The organism is Acinetobacter sp. Tr-809 (genome assembly GCF_011753255.1).
Classification (GTDB): Bacteria; Pseudomonadota; Gammaproteobacteria; order Pseudomonadales; family Moraxellaceae; genus Acinetobacter.
Map to the genome: position 1 here is coordinate 1 of NZ_VWVZ01000018.1, position 864 is coordinate 864.

The window sequence follows — 864 nt, forward strand, 5'->3', positions numbered from 1 at the left end:
TCGATACTTGATAGTTGCTTGAACCATCTGCATTCGTTGTTGGGGTCACAACAACGTTATCTCCTGCTGTAACCGTCGTTTTCGCTTTGGTAGCTGCATCTTTAACGCTTGTGATCGCTCCATCAATCGTGTTCGAACCTGTACCACCAATGTTATTGGTCGTGATGGCACCAGTTGTCGCATCAATCGTTGTATTGCCGCCAATTGCATTCTTCACATCATTTGCTGTGTTGAATAATTGGCTACCATTCACTGCATCAGTTGAGCTTGAATTTACCGCACCCGCTTTTACGTTAGTAATCGTGGTACCACCAACTCCTGCAAGCGTGATCTTGTCTTTAGTCGTTGCATTGTCGTATTTAACTGCTGCATCGTCTAACGTACCCAACTTGCTATCAACTGCTGCCAATTGATCTTCTGTTGCTGCCTGACCTGAGACTGCTGTGCCGTTCCAGGTCTTGTTGCTTAAGCCGCCAATGGTATTGGTCGTGCCATCAATCTTAACTTTGGTTGCACCGCTACCCACATTGATTGCATCTTTAACATTCAACGTATCACCTAAGCCGAGTTGAACTCCGCCTACAACTGTTGTGCTGGTGATGTTGCTATCGCCTTTAACGTTGATATCACTTCCCAAGGCATAGTTGTTCTTGCCTGTCGTGCCACCAAAGTTGATGCCTTTGTCTGCTGTTGCTTTAACGCTTGTGATTGCTCCATCAATTGTGTTCGAACCTGTACCACCAATGTTACTTGTCGTGATTGCACCAGTTGTCGCATCAATCGTTGTATTGCCACCAATTGCATTCTTCACATCATTTGCTGTGTTGAATAATTGGCTACCATTCACCGCATCAGTTGAGCTTG

The 864-nt window shown here is 45.4% G+C and carries 1 pseudogene; it reads right to left on the reverse strand.

The window, feature by feature from the left end:
* Positions 1 to 864, reverse strand: a pseudogene (locus F3J02_RS18360) (cell surface protein); the annotation flags it as partial.